This window comes from Flavobacterium bernardetii (assembly GCF_011305415.1).
In the GTDB taxonomy this organism is placed as follows: Bacteria; Bacteroidota; Bacteroidia; order Flavobacteriales; family Flavobacteriaceae; genus Flavobacterium; species Flavobacterium bernardetii.
The window spans coordinates 56,849-76,995 of sequence record NZ_JAANOQ010000004.1; the positions used below are offsets into that span (position 1 = coordinate 56,849).

Here is a 20,147-nt window from a genome sequence, read left to right on the forward strand (position 1 = left end):
GATTTTTTTTTATTTTTTTAAATTTATCAAAACCATTTCTGTTTTTTTTACGTATTTCATTTAAGAGTTTATTGGTTTGTTTAGTTTTATATTTTTGCAATATCTTAATTAATAAAGGGATAAGTATCGATATGATGTTAATAAAAATTCAAAAAACTGTAAAATAATTATCTATTTTAATAAAAAAACATTACATTTGAAGATTGTTTCAAGGTATAAAAATCTAAGTTTATGAGAAAAATATTACTAACTAGTTTGATGTTTGCTTTTACAGGTGTTGTAAATGCTCAGTTATTTGTAAAAGACGGTTCTTACGTTTTCATGACCAATCAGTATATGACGGTTATGCAAGATGTTAATTTGAATAATACAGGAAGTTTTTATTTGAGAAATACTTCTCAATTGTTACAAAAAGGTGGTGCTTCAGTTAATTCTGGGACAGGTAAATTATCTGTTTTTCAAGAAGGGACAGTAAATAATTTTCAATATAATTATTGGTGTTCTCCAGTTGGTAATGGAGCAGCGGGCAACCCTTTTGGAGTTGCTTTGTTAAATAGACCAACAGGATTAATCACTTCTACTGCTGCTGAAATTTTACCAACTAATAATGCTAATGGTACTGCAACTGGTGGTGCTGCTGGAACAATGCAAATTGCTCCTTATTGGATTTGGAGATTTGTATCTCTTTCTCCTATTTATGCTAATTGGCAATATATTGGAAATGCACAAACCATAAATCCAGGTGAAGGTTTCACAATGAAAGGTACTTCTGGAACTGATGGTTTAGTTGCTGATGCAGATTTAGTAACAAACAAAACAGGTTCAGCACAACGTTATGATTTTAGAGGAAGACCAAACGACGGGAATATTTCTGTAACAGTTTCTAGTGGTAATTTAACACTTGTTGGAAATCCTTATTCAAGTGCTATTAATTTAAATATGTATTTAGTAGAACATACTGGTAGGTCTTATGATGCAACTACTGGTGTTATCTCTCCAGGTGGTAATCCAAATATAATTGATGGTTCTGCATATTTTTGGGAACATAGTAAATCAGGTAATTCACATATTTTAAATACTTATATTGGTGGTTACGGTACTTATGTTGCTAATGGTGTAAATATTGCTACTCCTGGTACTTGGACGGCAGCTACTTGGGCTACTTATGACGGAGCTGGAAATCAAGTTTCTCCTGGACTTACTACAGGATCAAACTTTAAAAGACAGTTTTCTCCAATAGGACAAGGTTTTATGGTGAAGGGTGTTGGAGCAGGAGGAGCTTCGACTATGAAAAACAAATACAGAGTTTTTGTTAGAGAAGGAGTGGGTAACGAATCTACTTTTGAAAAAACAGCAAATTCAAATCAAACAGTAAACCAACAAAATTGGGACGAAATTCCAAATGTTGCTGATATTGACTATAAACAATTATCAAAATTACCAGTTCCTCAAATTAAATTGTTAGCAATTTTAAATAATGAGAAATCTACTGAAATTGCGATGGCATTTAATCCAAATACATCTGATAATTATGATTTAGGTTATGATGCAGTTTCTCCTGAAGATAATGCAAATACTCCTAACTTAGTTTATTTCGGACAAGATAATAATGTTAAAAAATGTGTAATTACTACATTGCCATTTGATATCGATAAAAGAATTCCATTAGCTTTTAAATGTGGGGCACAATCTGATTTTAAAGTTAAAGTTTCTGATGTTATCAATTTTACTGGTTCTGATAATGTATACATTCACGATAAAGTAACTGGAATTTATTATGATATCGTAAACAATGAATTTGCAATAAACTTACCAGCTGGTGAAAATACTACTCGTTTTGAAGTTACTTTTAAAAACTTTGATGTGTTGTCTAATGATAATAATAATTTAGCTGCAGATTCATTTGAAGTTTTCCAAAACAATAAAAAATCAATGTTAACTATCGTAAATACTTTAGGTAAAGATGTTGTAAACTGTTCAGTTTATGATGTTACTGGTAAATTAGTGATTACTAAGAAAAACTTAGGTAAAAACAATCTAATTGAATTACCAACAAACGCTTTAAGTGATGGTGTTTATATTGTGAAATTAAATACTGATGATAATGTTTCTGTTGAAAAGAAAGTTATAGTAGGAAATTAATAAAATAAATAATTATATTTAATCCCGAATAGGTAATTCTTATTCGGGATTTTTTATGTCTGATAATCAGCTTATACATACCGTTTTTCCAAACCAAATTTCTATTTATATTAAGAGAGAAGATTTGTTGCATCCTATAATTTCAGGAAATAAATTTAGAAAACTAAAATACAATCTCGAAGAAGCAAAAAATAAAAATCAAAAAGTGTTAGTAACATTTGGCGGTGCCTTTTCCAATCATATTGTTGCTGTTGCAGGAGCAGGAAAAGAATATGGTTTCGATACCATTGGAATTATTAGAGGAGAAGAACTCCAAGATAAAATTGCCGAAAATCCAACTTTACTTCAAGCACAACAATTAGGAATGAAATTCGTTTTTATTTCTAGAGAGGCCTATCGCCAAAAAGAGAATTCGGATTTCATTGAAAATTTGAAAATTAAATTTGGTGATTTTTATTTACTTCCTGAAGGTGGGACCAATGAATTAGCTATAAAAGGTTGTGAAGAAATTTTAACTTCTTCTGATTCCGAGTTTACACATATCTGTTCTTCCGTAGGAACTGGAGGAACAATTTCAGGGATAATTAATAGTTCAGCAAACAATCAAAATATTATTGGATTTTCTTCCTTAAAAGGTGAATTTTTACAAAATGATATTGCTAAATTTGCAAACAAACAAAATTGGTCTATAAATTGTGAGTACCATTTTGGTGGCTATGGAAAAGTAACTGAAGAACTTATTAGTTTTATAAATAATTTCTATTTGGAACATCACATTCATTTAGATCCAATTTACACTGGGAAAATGATGTTCGGAATAATGAATTTAATTGAAAACAATTATTTTCCAACCCATTCAAAAATATTAGCCATTCATACAGGCGGTTTACAAGGTATTGCTGGAATGAATAAAGTATTAGAAAAAAAAGGAAAAACAAAGATAATAATATGACGAAGAAAATTTTAATAGTATTTATTTCTCTGCTTTTTATAAGTTGTGGAAGTTCTAAAATAAGAACAGCTAAAAGAACTACAAGTACCAAAAGTTATCCTGTAACTAAAAGGTATCCTGTAAAAACTGCTCCAACCGTAAAGCCTAATGTTTCCACTATTCCAAAAGAAACCAAACCTTCTTCTGGAAGTGAAATTTTGGTGGCAACTTCAAAAGTAAAAGCTACTACAGAAGATGTGAAAAAATATATTGCCGATTTTAAAGAAACCGCTAAAAGTAACATGAAAATACACGGTGTTCCAGCAAGTATAACTATGGCGCAAGGTATTTTAGAATCTGGTGCAGGTTTTGGACAATTAGCAAAAGAAGCAAACAATCATTTCGGAATTAAATGTCATACGGGTTGGATGGGTGAATCTATAAAATACGATGATGACGCTGCTCAAGAATGTTTTAGAAAATACAAAGATCCAGCAGAATCCTATAAAGATCATTCGGCATTTTTATCTTCAAGAAAACGATATGAAAATCTTTTTAAATTAGATAAAGGTGATTATGAAGCTTGGGCCAAAGGGTTAAAACAAGCCGGTTATGCAACAGATTCTTTATATCCATCAAAATTAATTGGAATCATCGAACGCTATGAATTATATAAAATTGATAATGAAGTTTTAGATAGAAATTTTGTTCCAAAACCAAGAGTAGTTACTCAAATTGCTGGTGAACATATTGTACAACAAGGTGATACCTTATATTCGTTGTCTAAAAAATACAATGTTTCTGTAGATGAGTTAAAAGATTTAAATAATATTTTAGATACAGGAATTTCAATAGGTCAAAAATTAAAAGTAAAAAAATAATGTTATATCAAAGAAGCAGTCAGTTATTTATTGAAGCTAATGAAGTAATTCCTGGTGGAGTAAATTCGCCAGTGCGAGCATTTAAAGGAGTTGGTGGTTTTCCAATTTTTATAAAAGAAGCAAAAGGAGCCTATTTATTTGACGAAGATGGAAATAAATATATTGACTATATCAACTCGTGGGGACCAATGATTTTAGGTCACGCTCATGAACCCGTTGTGAATGCAATTATTGAAAAAGCTAAAAAAGGAACTTCATTTGGAGCACCAACAGAATTGGAAACTAAAATTGCAACATTAGCCGTTTCAATGGTACCAAATATTGATAAAATTCGTTTTGTAAATTCGGGTACAGAAGCTTGTATGAGTGCAATTCGTTTGGCTCGAGGTTATACGAAACGCGATAAAATAATTAAATTTTCAGGTTGTTATCACGGTCATTCTGATTCGTTTTTAATTGCTGCTGGAAGTGGTTTAAGTACTTTTGGTGTACCAAATAGCCCTGGAGTTACAGAAGGAACTGCAAAAGACACGTTATTAGCAAAATATAATGACCTTGAAAATGTGAAAGCACTTTTCGAAGCGAATAAAAATGAAATTGCAGCTATTATTGTTGAGCCTGTTGCAGGAAACATGGGATGTATTCCTCCAAAAAGCGGATTTTTATCAGGTTTAAAGCAGCTTTGTTTAGAAAATGGAGCAATGCTTGTTTTTGATGAAGTTATGACGGGATTTCGCTTGGCAAAAGGTGGTGTTCAAGAATTATTTAATGTAGATGCTGATATTGTTTGTTTCGGTAAAGTAATTGGTGGCGGTTTGCCAGTTGGTGCTTTTGCAGCAAGAAATGAAATTATGAATATGCTGTCACCACTTGGTCCAGTATATCAAGCAGGAACGTTGTCTGGGAATCCATTGGCGATGGCTGCAGGTTATCAAATGTTGTTGGAATTAAATTCTGATGCTGAAATTTTTAATCGTTTAGAAGAAAAAACAGCTTACTTAGAAAAAGGTATCGACAAAGTTTTATCTGAAAATAATATTGAATTTACTATAAATAGAGTAGGGTCAATGATTTCTGTACATTTTGATAAAAACGAAGTGTATGATTTTGATACAGCAAAAAATGGAGATAACGATAGGTTTAAAAAATTCTTTCACGAATTATTGAATCGTGGAATTTATATTGCACCATCCGCTTATGAAACGTGGTTTATTACAGATGCTTTAACTTATGAAGATTTAGATTACACTATAAAATGTGTCAACGAAGTTGCAAAAATATTATAGTTAGTAATAGGCAAAAAAAAAATCCCGTTAAGTTTAATTAACGGGATTTTTTTATTTTTAGTTTGTTAACTTTTTCAACAAACCTGGTTTACTTTCAATGCTTTTCATTTGAGCTTCAGTAAGAGTAGCTCTTAATTTCAACTCAATCATTTTAGCTAATTCAACTTTTCTTTCTTTAGAAAGATTTTCGTTTAAATTTCTGTATTTGTATTCAAATAATCTGAATAAATCTTCGCTTAAAGTGCCTTGAACAGGAACAACTTCAGAAAGAGCAGCTAAATTACTTTTAGCTTCAACTTTTTCGTCTACTTTTTTAAATGTCTCTTGTGCACTTGCGTTTACTGTGAAAGCTAAGAATAAAATAAGAGCCCCTAATAAATTTTTCATTGTAATTTGTTTAATAGTTTTATCAAAAATAAAAAATATTTTCAATATGGAAGCATTTTTTATAAATATTTATCTTTTTTTATGCTTTCTGCCTGCTTTTACTTTGTCTACATTTTCTTTTTGCATTGCCTCCCATTTCTTAAATTGTTCTTCGGTAAGTACTGGTTTTAGTTTTGCTTTCAACTCTTCGTGTTCTTTTTTCATGGTTTCTTTCATTTCAGCACGCGTTTTTTCTCTTTCAGCACGCATTTTTTCTCTTTCAGCTTTCATTTCTTCTCTAGCAACCATGTTTTCCTTTTGTTGAGCAGCTAAAATTTCTTTTACTTTCTTTTTCTGATTTTCGTCTAAATTTAATTTTTCAGAAAGTTTTGCCGTTCTCATTTCCACTCTTTCTTCTGGAGTGGCGTTTTTCATTTTCTCTCTTTTATCTTGAGCCGAAACTCCGAATGAAACTAATAAAGTCATTACGAATACTAATTTCTTTGCCAAATTTTTCATATTATAAAATTTTAAAGTTTAGTATTGGACACTTTAATTCGGAAATGGTTTAATGAAAGTTGAAAAAACATTTCTGAAGTAAAGATATTCCTAAATGTAGTTGTAAGAAATGGAAATGACTATGAAAGAAATGGAAATGACTATGCAAGTTTAGGAAATACCGATGTAAGTTTAGGAAATGCCGATGCAAGTTTAGGAAATGACTATGCAAGTTTAGGAAATACCGATGCAAGTTATGGAAATGACTATGAAAGAAATGGAAATACCGATGCAAGTTATGGAAATGACGATGCAAGTTATGGAAATACCTATGCAAGATATGGAAATATTTATGAAAGAAATGGAAATAACTATGAAAGAAATGGAAATGAATTTGAAAGAAATGGAAATGAAGTTGAAAGAAATGGAAATTATGTTGAAAGAAATGGAAATGAAATTGCAAAAAGTGGGAATGAAATTGCAAAAAGTGGAAATACAGTTGTAATGAGAATAGTGCAACTTGGTAAAGTAGGTGAGATGTGGATTTACTACAGAATTTGTAATCTTGTCAAATGCTTGTTAGCTGATGTTTTTTTCTGCTTCTATAAATGGTTTATACCAATTCCACATTTCTGTATGGTTTTTAAATCTTGGAGGATAATTTTCTTCATACCATTTTGATTCTAAGTAATTTGCAAGAAACACTTCTCCGGTTCGTCTAGGAAATCGAACGATAGAAGATTTGAAGAAATCATTTGTAATTTCGTAATGATGGCTAAAAATGAAATTTTTCCAAGATTTTGTTAGTTTTGACTCGCTTTGAATATCTATTAATTCTAATTGAGTAAATTGTTTGTCTTTTTCTGGATTACCCCAAGCTTCTTTCATAATGGTTATAGCTTCTACATCACTAATTGGTGCAGAATAACCAAAAATAGTTACTCTTGCTGGATTTTTTAGAAAATGAGAAAGAGCACTCCATTGATTTTTTATATAATTATCTGAGTTGTAGTTTTTATTTGCAACGGGATACAAAAGTTTTGTTGGAATAAATGGTTTTCCACTTTTCAGACTTTTATAACCATTAGGTCCAAACGTATTTGAATCTTCACAAATTCCAATTGCAACATTTCCGTGTAGAAAAACTATTTGTGGTAAATTGTCAGTAAGTTTTAAATTTCTTCTATAAGCCTGCCAAAGAAAAGGATCCCAATTAAAAGTCGCGATTAAATCTTTCTTTCTTAATGATAAAATTAGAAAGTCATAAATAGTTGGGTGTGGAGGTAACTCCAAAGACTCAAAAAAAGCATATATTTTTTTTTCAATACTCTGTAGTCTATCTGAATTAGGCTCTAGTTCAAATAAAGTAGAAAAAATTTTTTCAAAATTCTCATTTTTTAAATCAGGAGACAAATCAAGTAATTCTTTATCAAGATTGATGATTTTTGGAAGATCGTTCATCAATGGCAATTGTGTGCCATTTCTTTCCGGATTATCAATGCAAGATGCTTTACTTGCACCTGCTCCTAAAATCACGACATGTCTATATCCTTCGTTTACAGTTTTTATTTGGTCTGAAATTTTAAAGACACTATCATCCATATTCTTAATTTTCTACGTTTTTACTTAAAATATCAGTTAACGTTCCGGCGCTTGGCGAGGTTGCGAACTTCGGAACCGATTATTTTCTATCAAAGATAAAATTTCTTGCGAAACGTAAACGTGAATTTACTACAAAATTCGCAATCTTGCCAAACGCCTGTTAGCAGTAGTGTTTACCATTCGTTTTTAGTATTCCATAATGATTGCTCAAAAAAATTCCACGCTTCTTTTGGTTTTAATAATATTGAATCCTTAACAACTTTACTTTTAGTTTTTTTTTCTGTGAAGATTAAATACCGCTTTTCATTTCCCTTTCCACCACATTCTGAATCAAAATAATTTATAGATTCAAGTAGTTCAATACTGTCTATAGTAGTAATAAATATTGCTTTTTTAGAATTACCACAAGCTGAACTATACCATTTAGTTCTCAATTGTTTTTTCTTATTGTCAATTTCTAAATTTGGTAAATCAAAACATTTTTTATGAACAAAAGTATTTGTTTTTGTATCAAAAATTAGTGCTGTAGTGAAAGAGTTGCCGTGAGCTCCTTCAACTTCACTCAACACAATATCTGTATTTCCATCAAAGTTTAAATCAGATTTTTTTATTTTCCAATTAACACCTTCCAAACTATCTTTTGATGTTTGTTGAAAATACCCTTCCTTTTGATGATATAATTTCAATAAAGAATTTTCAATTACAATACCAACTTTTTGATTGTTGATATTAATCATTTTCACAAATGGTTCACTATAGAAATTGTTTATTTCTATTGAATCAGATTTAGAATACATATCAAAAGTATATTTCCAATCACCAGAAAGTACTTTAAATGTATCCTTTTCAGTAAGCATCAAAATAGTGTCAAATTTTGTTGAATTTGAATTAGTTTTCTCAATTTTTGTTTTGCAAGAAAATAAGAAAAGGATAATTGCAATTGCTGATAATATTTTCATTTAGTATATTTTCTGTCTTTTACGCAAAGTTTTTCACATTACTGCTAACTTGTTTATATACGCCATAAAATAGCGCTTTTCAAATGTATAAATAATTCCTACAAAAAAATCCTCAAATTAAATTAAAATGAGGATTTTCGTATGATTTATAAAATTCAAATTATTTAATAATCTCAATTTTCATCGAATCATCTATATTTTCAGTGTCTAAAAAGCCTTGTTCTTGCATCCATTCATCGCTGTAAATTTTACTCATATAACGTGAACCGTGATCAGGAAAAACGACTACTACATTGCTGTTTTCGTCAAATGCACCTAATGCGGCATATTGTTTTACTGCCTGAAAAGCCGCTCCAGAAGTATAGCCTACGAATAAGCCTTCTGTTCTAGAAATTTCTCTCGCCATTAAAGCACTTTCTTTATCCGTAACTTTTACGTATTGGTCAATAATATCAAAATCGGTTGCGGTTGGAATTAGGTTTTTACCCAAACCTTCAATTTTATACGAATAGATTTCTTTTTCGTCAAATTCTTTGGTTTCGTGGTATTTTTTCAAAACCGAACCATAAGCATCCACAGCTAAAACTTTAATTAGTGGATTTTTCTCTTTTAAATATTTTCCAATTCCAGAAACGGTTCCGCCTGTTCCACTACAAACTACAACGTGCGTTACTAAACCGTCTGTTTGTTCCCAAATTTCTTTTCCTGTACTGCAATAATGGGCATCAATATTTAATTCATTAAAATACTGATTGATGTAAATAGAATTCGGAGTTTCTTCGTGAATTCTTTTTGCCACTTCATAATAACTTCTTGGATCGTCAGCAGCCACACTTGCAGGACAAACATATACTTTTGCACCCATACTTTTTAGCATATCAATCTTATCTGGAGACGATTTATCACTTACTGCCAAAATACATTTATAGCCTTTGATAATACTAATCATAGCCAAACTAAAACCGGTATTTCCAGATGTAGTTTCCACAATGGTTGCACCAGGTTTTAAAATGCCTTTTTCTTCTGCACTGTTGATAATGTGCATGGCAATTCTGTCTTTCGCTGAATGTCCAGGATTGAAAGCTTCTACTTTTGCGTAAAAATTTCCTTTTAAACCTTCTGCAATTTTATTTAGTTTAATAATTGGTGTGTTTCCAACTAATTCTAAAACAGAATTGTATGCTGTTATTTCCTTCTTCATGTTCGCTATCATATCTTTAAATATTGCATCTGTCATTCTGAACTTGTTTCAGAATCTAAAATAATAATCAAGAATCTGAAACAAGTTCAGATTGACAAATCATTCTTTAATTTATTTTTTAATTTTCTCTAAATCGAATAAGAAAGCAAATTCTTTAGCCAATTCTTTCAAAGCTTCAAATCTACCTGATGCACCACCGTGTCCGGCTTCCATATTCGTATCTAAAAACAATTGTTTGTTGTTCGTTTTCATGACTCTTAATTTCGCTACCCATTTTGCTGGTTCGAAATATTGTACTTGACTATCGTGTAATCCTGTTGAAACATACATATTCGGATAATCTTGCGCTTTTACTTGATCGTATGGCGAATAAGATAACATATAATCATAAGATATTTTCTCGTTTGGATTTCCCCATTCGTCATATTCTCCTGTTGTTAACGGAATTGAATCGTCTAACATCGTAGTAATTACATCCACGAAAGGAACTTGCGCAATCACACCATTGTATAATTCTGGATTCATGTTTACAATCGCACCCATTAATAAGCCACCAGCAGAACCGCCTTCAGCGTATAAATGCTCAGGAGAAGTATATTTTTCAGCAATTAAGTATTTACTACAATCGATAAAATCGGTAAATGTATTTTTCTTTTTTAATAGTTTTCCGTTTTCGTACCATTCTCTACCTAAGTCTTCACCACCACGAATGTGAGCGATAACATAGATAAATCCTCTGTCCATTAAACTCAAACGAGTGCTTGAAAAATAAGGATCCATTGATGCACCATAAGAACCATACGCATATTGTAATAATGGATTTTTACCATCTTTTTTGATGCCTTTTTTGTATGCAATACTCATTGGAATTTTTGTTCCGTCAGCTGCAGTTGCCCAAATTCTTTCTTCTGTGTAATTATTTTTGTCGAATTTTCCACCTAAAACTTCTTGTTCTTTTAAGACCGTTTTTTCTTTGGTTTTCATGTTGAAATCAATCACAGAAGACGGAGTTGCCATAGATTGGTAGCCGTAACGTAAAATATCTGTATTGAAATCTACGTTTGAAGTAGTATAACAAGTGTATGTTTCACTGTTGAAAGGCAAGTAATAATCTCCCGAACCATCCCAAGGTTTAATTTGAATTTTGTTTAATCCGTTTGAACGTTCTTCAACCACTAAATAGTTTTTGAAGATTTCGATGCCTTCTAATAAAACGTCTTTTCTGTGTGGGATTAAATCCGTCCAATTTTCTTTTGATGTAGCATTTTCAGCTGTTGTCATTAATTTGAAATTGGTTGCTTTGTCGGCATTTGTTAAGATGTAAAATTTATCTTTATAGAAAGAAATAGAATATTCTAAACCACGTGTTCTTGGTTGAAAGATTCTGAAAGTTCCATCAGGATTGTCTGCTTCTAAAATTTGGTATTCTGTTGTAAGTGTACTTCCAGAACCGATGATCATGTATTTTTTCGATTTTTCTTTGTATACAAACGTGTTGTACGTATCGTCTTTTTCATGGAAAACTAAAACATCTTCAGCAGCATTTGTGCCTAATTTATGTTTGAAAACTTTATCAGATCGTAAGGTTTGTGCATCTTTTCCAGTGTAAAAAAGCGTTTTATTATCTGTAGACCAGCTTGAACCACCAGTAGTATTTTCAATTTTGTCAGAAAGGATTTCTCCTGTTTCTAAATTTTTAATTTGAATTGTGTATTGTCTTCTAGAAACTAAATCCAATCCAAAAGCCACTAGTTTATTGTCGCCGCTAACGCTCATTCCGCTCAAATTGAAATAAGATTGTCCTTTTGCCATTTCATTACAATCGAATAAAATTTCTTCTTTGGCGTCTAAACTTCCTTTTTTTCTGGCGTAAATTGGATAATCTTTACCAGTTTCAAAACGCGTGATGTACCAATATTCGTTATAAAAATAAGGAACAGAACTGTCGTCTTCCTTAATTCTAGCTTTCATTTCTAGAAATAAATCGTCTTGAAATTGTTTCGTATGTGCTGTAGATTGTTGGTAATATTCGTTTTCTTTATTCAAATAATCAATCACTTCTGGGTTTTCTCTTTCATTTAACCAATAGTAATTATCGGTTCTAACATCTCCGTGTTTTTCTAATTTTTTAGGGATTATTTTCGCTACAGGCGGTTGAATAATATTCATTTTCTTCTTTTTGTTTTGTGAATGTATGTGTAGGCTAAACATCAGAAATACTGATGCAATTATAATTTTTTTCATAAAAGTAGTTTTGGTTGCTTTTAGTTTTGGGAAAATTATTTCAATTTAATTTCAAACATTTTATCCCAATCTTTTCCAGTAATAAATACGGTTTTTGTAGCAGGATTATAAGCAATTCCGTTTAAAACATCTTTATTTTTATTTTCAATTTTAGCATCTAACTCACTAAAGTTAATTACAGCTTCAACTGCACCATTTTCTGGATTGATAATAACAACTGCGTTTTTTTGATAAATATTGGCCCAAATTTTTCCGTCAATCCATTCTAATTCGTTTAATTCTGGAATGGCATTGGTGTCAGAATACACATTTATGGAACGAACTAATTTTTGAGTTTCAGGATCTAGAAAGTGAATTTTATTTGTTCCATCACTCATTATCAAATGTTTGTCATTGTGAGTTAATCCCCAACCTTCAATATCCGCGAAATAATTAAACGTCTTTTCTTGTACTAAAGTTTCTGCATTATAAATAAATCCGATTTTGTTTTTCCAAGTCAGTTGGTATATTTTTCCATTAAAAACTGTAATTCCTTCTCCAAAATAATCTGGAGATAACGGTACTGATTTTGAAATAGTTCCTGTTTTATAATCTGTTTTTCTTAGTGTTGATTCGCCATTTTGACCAGTTCCTTCTAATAAAGTTCCTTTGTAAAATTCTAATCCTTGAGTATAAGCGTCGGAATCGTGTTTGTATGTGTTTAAAATCGTATAATCTTTAGTTTCATATAATTTTGGTGTAATGCTAGAAACCAATTCAAAAGAAGTTACGCATTCTGCTTTTTCACCTTCATAAAATACAACTGCTTTTATATCTTGAAGCCCAAATTGTAATTTTTCTAATTTGAAATTTAAGACTTTATTATTTGCAGATGTTCCTAATTTAACATCATTTGAATAATAAACTACCGAATCAATTGTAGCATTTTCTGCGTTTTCAACACTTAAATTGACACTTTCATTTGGTTTGTAGACTTGTTTTAAGTCTTTTGAAGCGATAGAAAACAAATCTTTTGTATCACCACAATTATATAAAAAAACGCTTAATGATGTGATTATAAGTAAGTTAATTTTTTTCATTTCCTTAATAATTTATATTACAATATTACAATTTATTTTAAACTAAATTTTGATTTGCAAAAATAATAAAAGATTGTATATTTGCACCGGCAAGTCCTACACGACCAGCTCCCTCAAAATCCTCCAGGGTGGGAACGCAGCAAAGGTATGTGGTTGTAGCGGTGCGATGTAGGTCGCTTGCCATTTTTTATTTCTTCCCTTTATAAAATTCTTATAAAATTTATTGGTATAAAACTTTTTTAGTTAGATTTGTATTGTCTTAAACAAATACAGATGAAAAAGTTATTATTACTACTTACAGCAACAGTATTTTTGCTAAGTTGTTCTCCAAAAAAAGCAGTTGTTAGTCAAAAAAAGAATGTTGATGTTGCAAAATACATGAACACTATCAATGAAGCTAATTTATCTAAAAATCTTCATGTTGTTGCTTCAGATGAAATGCAAGGTAGAAATACAGGTGAAGAAGGTCAGAGAAAAGCAGGTTTGTACATTATTGAACAATATAAAGCTTTAGGAATTAAAAATCCACCAGGATCAACGGATTACTATCAAAAAGTACCTTCAGAATTTATGAAAAAAGGATTTTCTCCAAGATTAGGAGATTCTGAAAATATTTGGGCTTTTATTCCAGGTGCTGAAAAACCAGAAGAAGTTGTAATTATTTCTGCTCACTATGATCATATCGGTATGAAAAATGGTGAAGTATTTAATGGAGCTGACGATGATGGTTCAGGAACTGTTTCTTTAATTGAAATTGCAAAAGCTTTTGCAGAAGCAAAAAAAGAAGGTCATGCACCAAAACGTTCGATTTTATTTTTACATGTTACAGGTGAAGAACATGGTTTACACGGTTCGAGATATTACTCAGAAAATCCATTATTTCCAATTAAAAATACAGTTGCCGATATTAATATTGACATGGTAGGTCGTAGAGATACACTTTCAAATCATAAAGAAAACGGAAAATATGTATATGTAATTGGTTCTGACAGATTAAGCTCAGAATTACATTCGATAAATGAAGAAATGAATACCAAATATGTTGGATTAAATTTAGATTATACTTTTAATGCTAGAAATGATCCAAATCAATTTTATTTCCGTTCTGACCATTACAACTTCGCTAAAAAAGGAATTCCTTCAATTTTCTTTTTCAATGGTGTGCATGAAGATTACCATGGGCCAAACGATACTGCTGATAAAATTGAATATGATTTGTTAACTATGCGTGCAAAATTAGCCTTCACTTTGGCTTGGGAATTAGCAAACAGAGATAATAAAATTGTAGTTGACAAAGACGGGAAATAATGCAAATATTAATTCTGAATGGGCCTAATTTAAATCTATTAGGACAAAGAGAAACATCAATATATGGAAATCAAGATTTCAATTCATTTTTTAGTGAATTGAAATCTCAATTTCCAGAAATACAACTAGATTATTTTCAATCCAATGTGGAAGGTGAAATTATAAATAAATTGCAAGAAGTTGGCTTTTCTTATGATGGAATTATCCTGAATGCAGGCGCTTATACCCATACTTCTGTGGCTATTGCCGATTGCATAAAAGCAATAACTTCTCCAGTAATTGAAGTACATATTTCCAATACTTTTTCAAGAGAAACGTTTCGTCATCAATCTTATATTTCACCCAATGCAAAAGGGGTAATTATAGGTTTTGGTTTGAAAAGTTATACGTTAGCCTTGCAAAGTTTTTTATAACTGATACAACTATTTTGATTATAAAATCGTCTATAAAATTACACTCTAAAAACTATAAAAAAATGAAAAAAAATTTCGTATTTATTATTGCTTTTTTTGCAATGATTAGCACTTCTTTTGCACAAATTAAAGAAACCAGAGTGGTTGAGAATTTTACTGCAATTAAGGTTTCAACCAGTGTGAATGTGGTTTATACACAAGGAGCAGCGCAAAGTGTTGTGGTGAGTTGGGAAAAAGATTTAATGAAATATTTAAAAGTCGAAGCAAAGAATAATGTTTTAAGAATTTATATTGATAACGACAAATATTTTAAAAATTTAGATACGAGTAAGCTACTTGTATCTGTTACAAATAAAGGTATTGGAAGTGTTACAGTAAGTTCATCGGCAACTTTTTCAATTAAAAATAATTTGAACGTAAGTTTGTTAAAAATTAATACGTCATCAAGTGCTGATTTTTCAGGAACGGTGACTTGTAATTCAATTTTTATTGATGCTTCATCAAGTTCAAATGTGGCCTTAAATATGTCTACTCAAGATGTTGCGGTGAATTTAAGTAGCAGTTCAACTGTTGATTTAAAAGGAAAAACAAATAATTTAGCTATTGATGCGTCAAGTTCATCAGATTGTGATGCGAAAGAGTTAGTGTCGAATGTTGCTCAAGTTTCGGCAAGTACGTCTTCTGAAGTAAATTTTGTAGCTTTAAAAAGCCTAGATGCTACAGCTTCAACAAGTGCATCAGTAAAATATTTTGGAAAAACTGAAAAGGTAAAATTCACCGAAAGTACTTCAGGTTCTGTGGAACAAGTTAAATAAAAATAAAAATATAAAATTATTAAGAAATTTCTGTAACAAAAAGAACTATTTGTAAACTAATAGCATGTATAAACAAAAAACAATAAAAGCCAAATATGAAATCTAAATTACTATTCGCCTTTGTTGTGCTATTCTCAAGTTTTTCAATTGCTCAAATTAGAGGAAAAGTCACAGATTCAAAAGGAAATACCTTGCCTTATGCAAGTGTTACAATTGAAAAAACTTATAATGGAACTTCTTCAAATGAAAATGGAGAATATGAGTTAAACGTAAAAAAAACGGGTAATTATACTTTGGTTTTCAAAATTTTAGGATATAAAACCAAAACGATTACTCAAGAAATTAATTCTTTTCCTGCAGTTATAAATGCTACTTTATCCGATGAAGAATATTCTATTGAAGAAGTAGTAGTGAAAAGTGGCGAGAATCCAGCTAATGGAATTATCAGAAACGCTATTGCCAATCGTAAAAAAAACACAGACAAAACAGATAAATTTGAAGCCGATTTTTATTCTAGAGGAATTTTTAGAGTAAAAGATATTCCTAAGAAATTTATGGGTGTTGAAATTGGTGATATGGAAGGAAACCTTGATTCTACAGGTTCTGGAATCATTTATCAATCGGAAACGGTTTCTAAAATTAAGTTCGAAAAACCAAACAATTTAAAAGAAGAAATTATCGCAAGTAAAATTGCTGGTAATGATAACGGATTCAGTTTTAATACAGCAGTAAATACTAATTACGATTTTTATCAGAATACAATTGATTTTAATATTCCGATGATTTCCCCAATTGCTTCTAACGCTTTTACGTATTACAAATACAAAATAGAAGACACATTTACAGATAGTTATAATAATTATATTTATAAGATTAAAGTCACGCCAAAACGAGATAAAGAGCCTGTTTTTGAAGGTTATATTTACATTGTTGATGAAACCTATGCAATTTATGCAGTGGATTTGGATATTCAGGGATATAGAGCACAACAGGAGTTTTTAGAATCGTTAAAATTGGTTCAAAATTTCAACTATAATCCCGACAATTCAATGTGGGTAAAAAGTTTACAATCGTTCGATTTTAAGGCGGGAATTTTTATGATGAAATTCAACGGAAAATATACGCACGTTTTTAGTAATTATAACTTTGTGGATAGTTTTGAGAAAAAAACGTTTGGAAGCGAAGTCGTTACTTTTGCAGAAAAATCGAATAAAAAAGAAGATTCTTATTGGTTAGAAAATCGTCCGGTGCCTTTAACAGAAGAAGAAACTACCAATTATGTAAAAAAAGATAGCGTGTATAAAACCCGAAATTCTCAAGTGTATTTGGATTCTGTTGATGCCGTTTCAAATAAGTTTAAATTAGGTAAAATTATTACAGGTTATACTTTTAAAAACAGTTTTAAGAACACGAGATTCAATTATCAAGGCTTGTTTAATTTTTCTTCTTTCAATTTCAATACGGTTCAAGGATATCATATTGGTTCCGGATTTTCATATTCTAAATATAATGAAGAAAAACAAAAATACACAACAATTACATCTGATTTTCAATATGGATTTTCAGATAAAAGACTAAGACCAACTGCTGGTTTTTATCATAAATTCAACAACACAAATGATGCTTTTATTCTTCTTTCTGGTGGTAATAAGGTCAATCAATTTAACAGTTCAGAACCTATTTCTGGAATAGTGAATTCGATTAGCTCGTTAGTTTTTAAAAATAATTTCATGAAATTATATGAAAAAGAATTTATTGAAATTGCAACGGGAAGAGAAGTGTTAAACGGATTGTTTTTAAACGCCAATTTAGCATACGAAAACAGAAAACCATTATTTAATACTACGAATCAATCTTGGGTAAAAACAGATGATATTTATAGTTCAAATAATCCGTTAGATCCAAGTTCTGAAGCTTTTGCAGCAATTGAAGAACATCATTTAACAAAGTTTAGTTTAAGTTCACGAATTGTTTTCGGTCAAAAATATATTACTAGACCAGACGGAAAAATGAATATGAACGAAGGGAAATATCCAACTCTTGGTTTTACCTATTCAAAAGCGTTTTTAGCGTCGGCTAAAGGTTACGAATATGACTTTTTAGAAGCTAGGTTGAATTATAGCAAAACATTGGCTAATAAAGGTGATTTAGACATAAATATGAAAGTAGGTAAATTCTTTAATGCTGATAATATTTCATTTGCAGATTACAAACATTTTAATGGAAATCAAACCCATGTTCGAATTGATGGTCAGTACAATACAAGTTTTAATTTACTGCCATATTACACGCAATCGACCAATAATCAGTATTTTGAAACACACGTAAATTATAATGATAATGGTTATTTTATGAATAAAATTCCATTGTTAAATAAATTAGGTTGGAATTTAGTTGGAGGATTTCATCAATTAGCTACTTCAGATAATAAGCCATACCAAGAAGTTACAGTTGGTTTGGACCGAATTGGATTCGGAAAGCTTAAGATTTTCCGTGTAGATTATATTCGTTCTTACCAAGGCGGTTTTGTTGGCGATGGCGTAATGTTTGGTTTTAAATTTTAAGAAATTAAACAGAGCATTAAAGAAATAAAAAAACCTCGAAACTTGATTGCTTCGAGGTTTTTTAATTGTGAAAATTGAGGTTAATTTAAAACCACTAATTTAGTATCGCCATCAACCACAACACTTGTTAAGCCGTGTTTTGCTAATCCTTTCATGGAAGCATCCCATTTTTTTCCGCTTAACGCTGACTTTTCTTTCAATACGCCAATTGGTTGATTGTTTTCTTTTTCTAATAAAGAAACTATGAATTTCTCATCTTCTGTTAATTCATAAATCACTTTTTTCTCCGGACGCATTTGTGGGAAGAATAAAACTTCCTGAATTGACGCGTTATTTGTTAAAAACATAATTAATCTATCCATTCCAATTCCTAAACCAGAAGTTGGAGGCATTCCGTATTCTAATGCACGTAAGAAGTCTTCGTCAATAATTCCGTTCGCTTCGTCATCACCTTTTTCGGCTAAAGCCATCTGAGCTTCAAAACGCTCACGTTGGTCAATTGGGTCATTTAATTCAGAATACGCGTTGGCAATTTCTTTTCCACAAACCATTAATTCAAAACGTTCCGTTAAATCTGGATTGTCACGGTGTTGTTTACATAACGGACTCATTTCTTTCGGATAATCGGTGATGAATGTTGGTTGGATATAATTTCCTTCACATTTAGCTCCGAAAATTTCATCAATCAGTTTTCCTTTACCCATCGTTTCATCCACGTCAATTCCCATTCCTTTCGCAGCTTCAAATAATTCAGCTTCCGTTTTTCCAGAAATATCAAAACCAGTGAAATCAATAATTGATTGCGTCATAGTTACTCTTGCATATGGCGCTTTGAAACTAATTTTGTGTTCGCCAAAAGTAGCATCTGTTGTATCGTTTACTTTTGTAGCACAATATTCCAAAAGGTTTTCGGTAAATTCCATCATCCAATTGTAATCTTTGTAGGCTACATATATTTCCATTGCAGTAAATTCTGGATTGTGCGTTCTGTCCATTCCTTCGTTACGGAAGTTTTTAGAAAATTCGTATACCCCATCAAAACCACCAACAATTAATCTTTTTAAGTATAATTCGTTTGCAATTCTCATGTATAATGGAATGTCCAAACTATTATGGTGTGTCATAAACGGACGAGCCGCAGCTCCACCAGGAATAGATTGTAAAATTGGTGTTTCCACTTCCATATAACCACTTTCGTTAAAGAAAGATCTCATGGCTGAGAATAATTTTGTTCTTTTTACGAAAACTTCTTTCACTTGCGGATTTACAACTAAATCTACATAACGCATACGGTAACGTAATTCGGCATCGTTAAATTCATCGTACACTTTTCCAGATTCATCTGTTTTTGGAAAAGGTAATGGGCGTAACGTTTTACTTAAAAAAGTAAAGTTTGAAACACGAATACATTTCGCACCAACTTGTGTGGTAAATAATTCTCCTTCAACTCCAATAAAGTCACCTAAATCGGTTAATTTTTTGAAAACTTGGTTATATAAAGTTTTGTCTTCACCTTCGCAAATTACATCTCTGTTGAAATAAGCTTGAATACGACCTTCGCTATCTTGAATTTCTGCAAAACACGCTTTTCCTTGATCACGATTACTCATTAATCTTCCAGCAATTACAACCTTCTTTCCTTCTTCAAAATTCTCCTTTATAGTTTTTGAAGTGTCTTTTACAGGATATAAATCTGCAGGATAAGGATTTATGCCTAAATTTCTTAAGGCTTGTAATTTCTCTCTTCTAATGATTTCTTGTTCGGAAAGTTGCATAATTTTTTTATATTTTTAAGACGGCAAAGATAGGTAATAGAAATGTAGTTTCAAAGTACGAATTTTTTAGCAGAATTAATTCA

Annotated in this window: 17 protein-coding genes and 1 other RNA gene; 10 read left to right on the plus strand and 8 right to left on the minus strand. The window is 30.9% G+C overall.

Annotated elements, in window-relative coordinates; all coding sequences use genetic code 11:
* Positions 1-231: 231 nt before the first annotated feature.
* From G6N05_RS08770 to hemL, 4 genes are read left to right on the plus strand one after another with little or no spacing between them, the layout of a single operon-like run.
* Positions 232-2,142, plus strand: a complete 1,911-nt coding sequence (locus tag G6N05_RS08770; RefSeq protein ID WP_166127041.1) for a T9SS sorting signal type C domain-containing protein — start codon at positions 232-234, stop codon at positions 2,140-2,142.
* 55 nt (positions 2,143-2,197) lie between these two features.
* On the plus strand, positions 2,198-3,094 hold the full coding sequence (locus G6N05_RS08775) for a 1-aminocyclopropane-1-carboxylate deaminase/D-cysteine desulfhydrase (RefSeq protein WP_166127045.1): 897 nt from the start codon (positions 2,198-2,200) through the stop codon (positions 3,092-3,094).
* Positions 3,091-3,954, plus strand: a complete 864-nt coding sequence (locus G6N05_RS08780) for a glucosaminidase domain-containing protein (RefSeq protein WP_166127048.1) — start codon at positions 3,091-3,093, stop codon at positions 3,952-3,954. The genes G6N05_RS08775 and G6N05_RS08780 overlap by 4 nt, the downstream gene beginning before the upstream one ends.
* Entirely contained in the window at positions 3,954-5,240 is a 1,287-nt protein-coding gene (hemL, locus tag G6N05_RS08785) for a glutamate-1-semialdehyde 2,1-aminomutase (RefSeq protein WP_166127051.1), read from the plus strand. The genes G6N05_RS08780 and hemL overlap by 1 nt, the downstream gene beginning before the upstream one ends.
* Before the next feature lie 57 nt (positions 5,241-5,297).
* On the opposite strand, the gene G6N05_RS08790 is transcribed toward hemL, so the two are convergent.
* Positions 5,298-5,627, minus strand: coding sequence for a hypothetical protein (locus G6N05_RS08790; RefSeq protein ID WP_166127055.1), 330 nt, complete (start codon positions 5,625-5,627; stop codon positions 5,298-5,300).
* A gap of 69 nt (positions 5,628-5,696) precedes the next feature.
* The gene (locus G6N05_RS08795; protein ID WP_166127058.1) at positions 5,697-6,125 is read right to left on the minus strand and encodes a DUF4890 domain-containing protein; all 429 of its coding nucleotides are present in this window, start codon (positions 6,123-6,125) and stop codon (positions 5,697-5,699) included.
* Between the two features lie 226 nt (positions 6,126-6,351).
* Between G6N05_RS08795 and G6N05_RS08800 the strand changes: the two genes are divergently transcribed.
* Positions 6,352-6,609, plus strand: a complete 258-nt coding sequence (locus tag G6N05_RS08800; RefSeq protein ID WP_205729751.1) for a hypothetical protein — start codon at positions 6,352-6,354, stop codon at positions 6,607-6,609.
* A gap of 74 nt (positions 6,610-6,683) precedes the next feature.
* Here the strand turns inward: G6N05_RS08800 and G6N05_RS08805 are convergent, their stop codons facing one another.
* From G6N05_RS08805 to G6N05_RS08825, 5 genes are all read right to left on the minus strand, one after another.
* A complete protein-coding gene (locus tag G6N05_RS08805) occupies positions 6,684-7,706 on the minus strand; it encodes a hypothetical protein (RefSeq protein ID WP_166127066.1) in 1,023 nt (340 codons plus the stop codon).
* Positions 7,707-7,879: 173 nt separating this feature from the next.
* Positions 7,880-8,665, minus strand: coding sequence for an XAC2610-related protein (locus tag G6N05_RS08810; RefSeq protein ID WP_166127071.1), 786 nt, complete (start codon positions 8,663-8,665; stop codon positions 7,880-7,882).
* 160 nt (positions 8,666-8,825) lie between these two features.
* Entirely contained in the window at positions 8,826-9,866 is a 1,041-nt protein-coding gene (locus G6N05_RS08815; RefSeq protein WP_166127981.1) for a PLP-dependent cysteine synthase family protein, read from the minus strand.
* Between the two features lie 111 nt (positions 9,867-9,977).
* On the minus strand, positions 9,978-12,077 hold the full coding sequence (locus tag G6N05_RS08820; protein ID WP_394351468.1) for a S9 family peptidase: 2,100 nt from the start codon (positions 12,075-12,077) through the stop codon (positions 9,978-9,980).
* A 68-nt stretch (positions 12,078-12,145) separates the two neighbouring features.
* Entirely contained in the window at positions 12,146-13,189 is a 1,044-nt protein-coding gene (locus G6N05_RS08825; RefSeq protein WP_166127079.1) for a glutaminyl-peptide cyclotransferase, read from the minus strand.
* A gap of 87 nt (positions 13,190-13,276) precedes the next feature.
* Here G6N05_RS08825 and ffs point away from each other — a divergent pair.
* The 5 genes from ffs to G6N05_RS08850 all read left to right on the plus strand — a co-directional run bounded on the left by ffs (position 13,277) and on the right by G6N05_RS08850 (position 18,289).
* Positions 13,277-13,374: signal recognition particle sRNA small type (gene ffs, locus G6N05_RS08830), an RNA gene on the plus strand.
* 88 nt (positions 13,375-13,462) lie between these two features.
* A complete protein-coding gene (locus G6N05_RS08835) occupies positions 13,463-14,497 on the plus strand; it encodes a M28 family metallopeptidase (RefSeq protein ID WP_166127083.1) in 1,035 nt (344 codons plus the stop codon).
* Positions 14,497-14,910 (plus strand): type II 3-dehydroquinate dehydratase, encoded by a 414-nt coding sequence (gene aroQ, locus G6N05_RS08840; RefSeq protein WP_166127088.1) that lies wholly within the window; start codon positions 14,497-14,499, stop codon positions 14,908-14,910. The genes G6N05_RS08835 and aroQ overlap by 1 nt, the downstream gene beginning before the upstream one ends.
* A 62-nt stretch (positions 14,911-14,972) precedes the next feature.
* A complete protein-coding gene (locus G6N05_RS08845; RefSeq protein ID WP_166127092.1) occupies positions 14,973-15,725 on the plus strand; it encodes a head GIN domain-containing protein in 753 nt (250 codons plus the stop codon).
* A gap of 95 nt (positions 15,726-15,820) precedes the next feature.
* Positions 15,821-18,289, plus strand: coding sequence for a DUF5686 and carboxypeptidase regulatory-like domain-containing protein (locus G6N05_RS08850; protein WP_166127096.1), 2,469 nt, complete (start codon positions 15,821-15,823; stop codon positions 18,287-18,289).
* An 80-nt stretch (positions 18,290-18,369) separates the two neighbouring features.
* Here G6N05_RS08850 and lysS read toward each other — a convergent pair whose 3' ends face one another.
* Entirely contained in the window at positions 18,370-20,064 is a 1,695-nt protein-coding gene (gene lysS, locus G6N05_RS08855; protein ID WP_166127100.1) for a lysine--tRNA ligase, read from the minus strand.
* Between the last annotated feature and the right edge of the window lie 83 nt (positions 20,065-20,147).